The sequence below is a fragment of the Streptococcus sp. GMD4S genome, from assembly GCF_000296955.1.
In genome coordinates, this window is record NZ_AJRE01000011.1 from 1 (window position 1) to 1,357 (window position 1,357).

The window sequence follows — 1,357 nt, forward strand, 5'->3', positions numbered from 1 at the left end:
AATTCAAAACGAAACATAAAGACCTACTGAATATGACCTACGACGAAGCAGTCGATATTAGTTTAGAAGAGATAAAGGTTTTGAAAGCTATTGACGATCCCATCTGGGAAGAATTGGATAGGAAGCGCGAGGAGTATATCCGAATCCATGGAGAGGTAGAGTTGGACGACGAGGAAGAAGAGTGAGATTATATATCAAAAGTGATTTTAAGAAAAAAATAACCTTTACAACAAGAGAGCTTGTTTGGAAGATGTGGTTTAAGGAACGGAATGGCAAGAAAATAAGTTTCTCCAATGTTGGTGATGATGAGATGTTACAGGATGATTTTTACTTTGGTGTTCGGTTACACAAATGGTCTTCAGTTGACGAAAGATGGGATAAGGCTCCTTTTATAATTCCTAGTAATCCTTGGTTGTCTTTGGAATATGAGAATATAACACTTGAATTTGAAAATGATTTTATTACTGATGGGAGAGAACGTGGAGAAAACCTTAGGATTGCTACAACACATACGGATATTTTAACGGTTGATAAACGTGCTATGTATATCATGGCGATCGAGGTGGCTGGTGCAATTGATGGAAAAATTAGCGAGGATGACAAGGAGACCTGGATGGATGTAGAGACTTTTAAGGAGTTGCACAAGGATGTCTTATCACTAAGTTACGATCAAGCAACCGATATCAGCGTGGAGGAACTGAAAAGTTTGAAACCTGTAGAGGAAACTTTGTGGGATGAAGAAGAGCGACTTCGTGAAGAATACATCAAAATCCATGGCGAACGTGTTTATGACGACGAGGACGACGAGTGAGAATTTACATCAAAGGCGATTACACCAAAGAAATTCCATTTGATTACATGGAACTAGCGAAAAGGATGTGGTTTGAAAATTATCAAGGAGAAGGCATCCCTCTCTCCTATTCTGGTTTTCTTAAAATCAGAGATAGGAATGATATAGCCATTCATCTAAAACTAGATAAACAGGATTATGATGAACTTTGGTTGCATGTTCCGATACAAGAAGGGATAAAATATCGCTTTTTTTCACAAATTGATGAAGAACTAAATTTAGATTATGAAGATGCTTATGTAACAGATTTTCGCGAAAATGGAGACTGTTTACGTTTGGCCTCTACCCATCTTGAACTTCTCACACTTGATAAAAGAGCGTTCTATATCATGGCCATTGAGATTGCCACAATCTTTAATGGACAAATTAGTGAAGATGACAAGAAAACATGGCTGACAATCGAGGAATTCAAGAAAAATCACCAAGATATCTTATCTTTAACCTTTGATGAAGCAAATGAGATGAGTTTGGAAGAAATTCAAACGATTGATGCTATTGACGATCCCA

General features: G+C 37.4%; 2 protein-coding genes and 1 pseudogene. All 3 read left to right on the forward strand.

Annotated features, from left to right (window positions below; translation table 11 throughout):
• A pseudogene (locus GMD4S_RS00125) lies at positions 1 to 185 on the forward strand (hypothetical protein); the annotation flags it as partial.
• Positions 182 to 811, forward strand: a complete 630-nt coding sequence (locus tag GMD4S_RS00130) for a hypothetical protein (RefSeq protein ID WP_001242085.1) — start codon at positions 182 to 184, stop codon at positions 809 to 811. The pseudogene GMD4S_RS00125 and the gene GMD4S_RS00130, both read left to right, overlap by 4 nt.
• Positions 808 to 1,357 (forward strand): hypothetical protein (locus tag GMD4S_RS00135; RefSeq protein ID WP_001223904.1); only part of this gene is annotated, 550 nt, incomplete at its 3' end. The genes GMD4S_RS00130 and GMD4S_RS00135, both read left to right, overlap by 4 nt.